Origin of the sequence: Gordonia sp. (in: high G+C Gram-positive bacteria) (genome assembly GCF_049299075.1) — a bacterium.
In the GTDB taxonomy this organism is placed as follows: Bacteria; Actinomycetota; Actinomycetes; order Mycobacteriales; family Mycobacteriaceae; genus Gordonia.
The window spans coordinates 1-7,479 of the sequence record NZ_JBAQWU010000150.1; the positions used below are offsets into that span (position 1 = coordinate 1).

Sequence of the window (7,479 nt, forward strand, 5' to 3'; positions counted from 1 at the left end):
GCTTGCCCAGGTGGAGCCGGAGAAGCTGACTGTCACGATGAACGCTGTCGGCGGTGCGCTGTCGGGCAACGGCGAGCGACTCGGGGTGGCGTTGACGCAGCTCAACAACACGCTCGGCGAGACTAACAAGCATCTACCGGAACTGAATCGGCTGTTCGCCGATGCGGCCGGGGCCACTAATGTCTACGCGGACGCGATGCCCGATCTGATGCGAGTCGTCGACAATGCCACCGTGATCGGCAACCTGCTGGTGGACAACACTGCCAACCTCGATGCGCTCCTGATCAACGTGACCGGAATGGCCGCCACCGCGGACACGGTGTTGAGTAAATCCAAGAAGGACCTGATGGCCACTCTCACCGATCTGAATCCGGTGACCGCTCTGCTCGGGTATCAGGCGCCGGGGCTGCGCTGCTTCATCGTCGGCGCGTCCAATGCGGCTGATGTGGCCACCCCGCTGCTCGGTGGGCGAAACGGCATGCTGCTGTTGGACGCGGGTCTGATCCCCGGACAGGATCCGTACCGCTGGCCGCAGGACCTTCCCGAAGTCCGCGGTGACGGTCCGCCCACCTGCGAGGGCGGTTTGAGCAATGTCAACGACAAAAAGCCCATCGACTTCTATGTGATCGACAACGCGGCGCAGCCGTACCAGCCGCGTACGACAGCCAAGGTGCAGCCGTTCAAGCTGTTCAATCTGCTGTTCGGAGGGCCGCCGCGTGGGTAACGGACCAAATGTGCCGGCCGGCGAACGCCACGTCGACAAACGGGCGCGCGCTTTCCGTGCCACCCTGATCAAACTCGGCGTATTCGTCGTCGTGATGGTTTTGGTGATGACCGGTCTGGTGATGATCTTCAGCCGTTATCAGCCGGGACGCACCGAGAGCTACACCGCGCTGCTCGCCAGTGCTTCGGCGATGAAATCGGGCAGCAAGGTACAGATCGCTGGCGTCGAGGTGGGCGCCGTCAACTCGGTGCACCTGAATCGCGACAACGTCGCCGAGGTCGATTTCTCGGTGAACCGGGCGTTTCAGCTGCCGAAATCCGCTCGCGTGCTGATCCGGTACCTGAACTTGACCGGCGACCGGTACCTGGAACTGCAGCCCGGCAACGGGGCGCCCGGTGACTATCTGGCGCCTGGTGCGGTGATCCCGATCGAGCAGACTGAGCCCGCCCTGGACTTGGACAACCTCCTCGGCGGCTTCAAACCCCTGTTCCGCACCATGAGTGGCGAGCAGGTCAATGAACTATCTGCGGCGCTGATCGCCATATTCCAAGGGCAAGGCCCGGCGTTGCAGCAGTTGCTGAATGCCACTGACGGCTTCACAAACACCCTGGCCGACCGGGACAAGCTCATCGGTTCGGTGATCGACAACCTGAACAACACGCTCGGGCTGTTGGAGGCCGACCACACCGGACTGGATCAGAGCGTCGACCGCCTGCAGCAACTGATCTCGGGACTCTCCGGTGACCGCGATGTGATCGGGCGGTTCATTTCCGAATCTGCCGAGGCCACCAACGGAATGGGCAACCTGCTCGGGACCATCCGGCCCGATATCAAGGGTGCCCTAACCGGGCTGGGCCAGACCTCCGAACAAGCGGTCAAAGCCGAGCCGTTCATTCGGCAGCTCCTGGCGGATCTGCCCGGCGACTTTAAGACTCTCTCGAATCTGGGCAGCTACGGTGCCTGGCTGCAGATCTACTTCTGCCGCATCCGGCTGCTGCTGCCCGGCCCAGGGAATTCGCAGTACTACTTCACCGCCATCGATGCGATGGGCGATAAGACCAAGGCCAGCGGGCGGTGTAGCGCGTGACGAACAGTGACTCAACCCTGACCGAAGTGACCCCGACCGAACTGAACCCGAGCGAGGGGGCAGCGGCTGCCGAAGCCACCCCGACGCGCTTGCGCCGCGAGGGGCGTTCGCGTGTCTCGATGGGTGTGATCGGTGCGCTGCTGACCACGATGGTGGTGCTGGTCGCGCTGATGATGGACAAGTTGCCGTACCTGAGTCAGGTCAGTGGCTACGACGCCTATTTCGCCGATGCTGGCGGGCTGAACACCGGAGACTCGGTAATCGTCGCCGGAGTGAACGTCGGCACTGTCGGCACCATCACGCTGGCGCAGACGCCCGGCGGAATGCAGGCGCTCGTGCGTTTCCGGCTCAACGACACGGTGGTGATCGGCGACCGCAGCCGCGCGGCCATCAAGACCGAGACCGTCCTGGGCCGCCGCAATCTGACCATCATGCCGCTGGGCGATCAGCGGCTGCGTCCAGGCGGCACGATCGGCATCGACGCAACTACCGCGCCGTATTCGCTATCGGATGCGCTCGAGGATTCGGTCTCCACCCTGACCGCCACCGACACCGATGAGTTGAACACTGCGCTGCAGGCGCTCAACACCGCCTTCGCCGATACACCGGCGGAGATGCGTGGCGCGGTAGACGGAGTTGGCAGGCTCTCCGCCGCGATCGCCGGCCGCGACAACGCGCTCAACGATCTGCTCGGCCGCGCCAAGGGGGTCACCGACATCATTGGTCAACGCGCTGGTCAGATGCAGCAAATGCTGCTCGATGCCAATGCGTTACTCGGTGAGCTCCAGATGCGTCGCGCCGCCATCGGGCAACTCATCACCGGAACCGCCGAGGTGAGCGCGCAGTTGACCGGCTTTGTGAACGACAACAATGCCCAGCTGACACCGGTCCTGAACACCTTCAATCAGGTGCTCGACATCTTGAATGACAACGCGGACAACTTCACCGAGGCGATCGACAACCTCGGCCCGTACGCCAACATCCTCGGTGAGGCGGTCAGTTCCGGACCTTACTTCTCGTCGCTGGTGGGTTTGCCGACTTTCGGCGATTACATGGGGTCGTTCATGCGGGTGCTTTCGCAGAAGTACCCCGAGGCCGCCGAATACTTCATCAAGTACTCGGGCGCACCGTTTGTTTCCGGCAACTGGTCGCAGGCGCCCGATCGCGGAGCTCCGGATGTGACGCGTCCGACGCCAACCAACCGGCCACCGCAGCCGCGCACCAGCACGCCGCCGACCGCCACGACCGGAGGTCGATGACATGAGCCTCTCGGCTAGGGCCTCCCGGCTCACCTTCACTCAGCGGGTCATCGCGCTGATCGCCGTCGTGCTCGTGGCGGCGTTGATCGCCATGCTCGGCTGGTTCGTCTATCAGAAGGCGACCACCAGGACGGTGACTGCCTACTTCCCGTCGGTCAACGGCGTCTATCCGGGCGACCCGGTGAAGGTCGTCGGTGTTCGGATTGGCAAGGTTGCCACTATCGAGCCGCGCCAGGGTGACGTTCGCGTCGTTATGCGCATTGATTCCGATGTGCCGATTCCGACGGACGCGCGCGCGGTGATCGTCGCGCAATCGTTGGTGTCCGGACGGTTCATTCAGCTCACCCCGTCGTACACTTCGGGGCCTCAGATGTCCGCGGCCAACACCGATATTCCGATGGAGCGCACTGCCGTTCCGATGGAGTGGGATGATGTGAAGCGCCAGCTCGACGAGCTGAGCGCGGCGCTCGGTCCGCAGTCCGAAGGTTCGGGACTGGTTGATCCGGGGACGGCGTCCAAGACGATCGACGTGCTGGCGGAGAATCTGGATGGCAATGGCGCCGCGATGGGCCGATCGATCACCGAGATGTCGGTGGTGCTCGGCACCCTGGCGGAGAATCGCGACGATGTTTTCAGCACCGTCCGCAGCCTGCAGAAGCTCACCGGTCTGCTCTCCCAGAATCACCAGCAACTGGTGCAGTTCAACGGGCGGATGGCTTCGGTCAGCAGCATCCTCGCCGAAAGCGACCAGGAATTGGGGAATGCGCTGGAGAACCTCGACGAGGCGCTCGGTGAGTTGCAGGGGTTCCTCGACACCAATGCCACCGCGATGGCGAGCACCCTCGAAAAGATGGTGCCCTTCACAGACACCCTCAAGCGCAACGACGATGGGCTGCGCGGGCTGCTGCACTCGGCGCCCAATCAGCTTGCCAACTTCTTCAACATCTATAACCCGCTGACCGGTTCGCTCGATGGCGTCTTCGGTCTGGGTATGGGCAATAACCTGATCACGCTGATTTGCGGATCGATGGCCTCCACGCAGCGCCCGATGGACACCGACAAGGACATCGAGAAGTGCGTGGACCTGCTGGCCCCGGTCATCTCGGGCATCGGGATGAACTTCCCGCCGTTCCTGGCCAATCCGCTGGTCGGCCGCACCGCGACGCAGAACCAGATCACATACCAGAACCAGAGTGTGAAGCAGCGTGCCCAGGCAGGTGTCCGCGAACGCGACGTCGCCAGCACCAAGCCGACCCCGCGCGATCCTATGCTCGACCTGCTCCTACCGTTCGGGGGTAACTGATGGCTCCCCGGATCGTCCGGACTATCGTCGCGCTGAGCGCGGCGGCGACGTTGATTCTGCCGCTTACCGCCTGCGGCGGAGATGTAGTGTCGCAGGTCGCGGCAATCGGCGCCCAGGGCACTGGCGAGGGCGCCTACCAGATCACAGCCCGAATGCCGTCGGCGGCAGGTCTGGTCCGCAATGCGCGAGTGATGATGTACGACACTACGGTCGGCAGCATCGGCGACCTCGTGGTGGATGACTGGGCCGCAAAGGTGACGATCCGGCTTGATCGGGACGTCAAGGTTCCCGAAGGCTCCTATGCCATGGTCGGTTTAACCAGCGTGCTCGGCTCGTCGCACCTGGCGATCGTGCCGCCGGAGAAGCCAACGGGACGCTACCTGCAGCCCGGGGGAACGCTGGCGCTGCCGAACTGCCCGGAACCTGGCAATCTGGCGCAGCCGCAGGGCAAACCGGTCCCGGACATTAACTCCGCGCAGACGATCGATCCGTGCCGGTACCCGACCACCGAGCAAGTGCTCAGTTCGCTGTCAGTAGTCCTCAACGGCGGTGGGCTCTCGCAGATGGGCGAGATCGTCGACGAGCTCAGCCAGGCATTCGGTGGCCGAGGCACTGATTTGGCGTCGCTGATTCCTCGGATGACGACGTTGGTGGTCGATCTGGACAAGCAGACCGGCAACATCATCGCTGCCACCGAAGGTTTGGACCGGTTGACCGCGACGATCAACGCACAAGCGGCGACGGTGCAACGGGCGCTCGCCTCGGCGCCGCAGATCCTGCAACTGCTGGTCGACGAACAGCAGAATCTGGTGACGGCGTTGGGCAAGGTGGGTGACCTATCGGCCACCGCCAACGAGGTGCTGCGGCGCAACACCGACGATCTCAAAGTGATTGCACCCAATATGCGGGCGCTGCTGGCCCAGCTGGCCAATACCGGGCCGGCCCTGACCAATTCGCTCCGCATTCTGCTCACGTTCCCGTTCTTGCAAGAATCCGTTGGGACGGTCGTCAAAGGCGACTATGTGAACTCGGATCTGGTGTTGGATTTGACCTTCGACCGGCTCAATCAGACGATGATGTCCTCGCTCGGACTGACCGGACCGGAAGGGCTGCTTGGTGCGGCCGCAGGCAATGCGCGCACCAGTGGCGACCCGCTGCTCGCACCATTCCTGCAGGGGCTCCCGGGTCAGCAGCCACCAGCTGCCAGCCAGAAGCCGCCAGCGACCAGTAAGAAGCCGACCACCAGTAAGAAGCCGACCACCAGCAAGAAGCCGGGAGGAAACTGATGCGGATCACAAGTTTCGTCCGCGGACAGCTGCTGATCTTCGCGGTGATTACCGTCATCGCGATCACGGCGATGGCTGTGTTCTACATCCGGATTCCGCAGATGCTGGGCGTGGGCAGCTACCACGTCACCCTGCAGATGCCCTCGACCGGTGGTCTATACAAGAACGCCAACGTCAGCTTCCGTGGGGTGAACGTCGGCAAGGTAAGTGGTGTGTGGCTGACCTCCGACGGGGTCAATGCGGAACTGACGATCAATTCGTCGGCCGATATCCCGAAGGATTCGACGGCGACGGTGCGGAGCGTATCGGCGATCGGCGAGCAGTTTGTCGACTTCACGCCGAACCAGGCCGCCGGCGGTGAGCAATTACGCAACGGATCCACCGTCACGGTCAGCGAGTTGCCGGTCGAGATCTCGTCGATGCTCAGTCAGGCTGATGCGCTGCTGACCGCCGTCAACGACACCCAGTTGCGGCAGGTGATGGACGAGGCATTCCTGGCCTTTAACGGCACCGGGCCCGCGCTGCAGCGGCTCCTGGACTCGATGATCTTGTTCGTCGGGCAACTCGACCAAAACATCGACTCGGTGACGAACCTCGTCGATGAGGCCGGTCCGATTCTGGCAACTCAGAATCGGACGGCAGACGATATTCGGGCCTGGACCGCAGATCTCACCGTCGTGACCGACCAACTGCGTGCGCACCGCGGCAATATCACCGGGGTGCTGGAGAAGGGGCCGGGTACGGCGGCGTCGGCGCAAAGCTTCTTCAACGATGTCAGCCAGACCTTCCCGCAGGCCGTCGCCAACCTCAGCGTGAACGCGCGGACGATGGCGGTGTACCTGCCTAATCTGCAGCAGACCATCGTGCTGTATCCACGGGTATTGGCGGCCCTGATCACAGCTATCAACAGTGGCAGCAATTTATACGGCGCGAACGTGAACTTCACGCTCGGCTTCCAGGATCCGCCCACCTGCACGGTTGGCTTTATGCCGCCCGAACAGTGGCGTTTCCCGGATGCGCAGACGCCGCAGCAGGTTCCGCCGGGCTCGCTATGCCGTCTCCCGCAGAACGCCCAGGCGGCCGTCCGCGGTGCCCGCAACTTCCCGTGCGTTGAGTACCCGGGGCGTCGTGCACCGACGCCGGCCGAATGTGTCACCGGCTTCCAGCCGTCGGAGCGGGACAACGTGGCGTTCCCGAACGGGCTGCCAGGAACCGGTTTGCCCAAACAGCCAGCCGGGTACGTAGTACCGGCCGATCCGGCCGCCCATGACCCGTCGCCGGCCACGTACTCGACCACCTACGATCCAGTGAGTGGCGAATTCATCGGCCCCGATGGCAACACCTACAACGCCGGTCTGGGTGAGCGGCCGGAGAGCAAGAAGACGCAATGGTACGAGCTGATCACGAAGACGGTGGAGTCCTGAACCCCGACGACAATTCCGAGAAGACCGACCCCGTCGTCGTCAAAAGTAGTCCCCTACGCCGCAAGCCCAAGCGGCCCGCGCGGACGAGTGCTGCCACGGAGTTCAGCCAGACGTCGGTACTCGGGGAATCAAGCGAAACTGACGAAATGCTGGTTGCCGACGCTGCGCAGCCGGACCCGGAAGCTCCCGACACGGTTGCTCCCGACACGGTTGATTCCGGGCCTGACGCTTCAGTCACCGAGACTATCGAGACGGCGGAGTCGGCGACAGAAGTCGTGGACACAGCGGCCATCGACGCGGACGTCTCGTACCGCGACCGCAGGCTCGGTGCCCAGCGCCGCCGGACCGCCGCGGAGGCCGCCACGGCCACCCGACGGGCACCGCAGGCCGGGGTAT

6 protein-coding genes and 1 pseudogene are annotated in these 7,479 nt (G+C 63.6%); all 7 read left to right on the plus strand.

The window, feature by feature from the left end; translation table 11 throughout:
- Positions 1–724 (plus strand): MCE family protein (locus tag WAW85_RS05060; protein WP_422558553.1); only part of this gene is annotated, 724 nt, incomplete at its 5' end.
- Positions 717–1,811 (plus strand): MCE family protein, encoded by a 1,095-nt coding sequence (locus WAW85_RS05065; RefSeq protein ID WP_422558554.1) that lies wholly within the window; start codon positions 717–719, stop codon positions 1,809–1,811. The genes WAW85_RS05060 and WAW85_RS05065, both read left to right, overlap by 8 nt.
- Positions 1,812–1,930: 119 nt before the next feature.
- Positions 1,931–3,070 (plus strand): MCE family protein, encoded by a 1,140-nt coding sequence (locus WAW85_RS05070; RefSeq protein ID WP_422558558.1) that lies wholly within the window; start codon positions 1,931–1,933, stop codon positions 3,068–3,070.
- Position 3,071: 1 nt separating this feature from the next.
- Positions 3,072–4,373 (plus strand): MCE family protein, encoded by a 1,302-nt coding sequence (locus WAW85_RS05075; protein ID WP_422558555.1) that lies wholly within the window; start codon positions 3,072–3,074, stop codon positions 4,371–4,373.
- Positions 4,373–5,659 carry an MCE family protein gene (locus WAW85_RS05080; protein WP_422558556.1) on the plus strand — a complete coding sequence of 429 codons (1,287 nt, stop codon included), beginning with the start codon at positions 4,373–4,375 and terminating at the stop codon, positions 5,657–5,659. The genes WAW85_RS05075 and WAW85_RS05080 overlap by 1 nt, the downstream gene beginning before the upstream one ends.
- Complete coding sequence (locus WAW85_RS05085) at positions 5,659–7,083, plus strand: MCE family protein (RefSeq protein WP_422558557.1); 1,425 nt, start codon at positions 5,659–5,661, stop codon at positions 7,081–7,083. The genes WAW85_RS05080 and WAW85_RS05085 overlap by 1 nt, the downstream gene beginning before the upstream one ends.
- A pseudogene (locus WAW85_RS05090) lies at positions 7,047–7,479 on the plus strand (hypothetical protein); the annotation flags it as partial. The gene WAW85_RS05085 and the pseudogene WAW85_RS05090, both read left to right, overlap by 37 nt.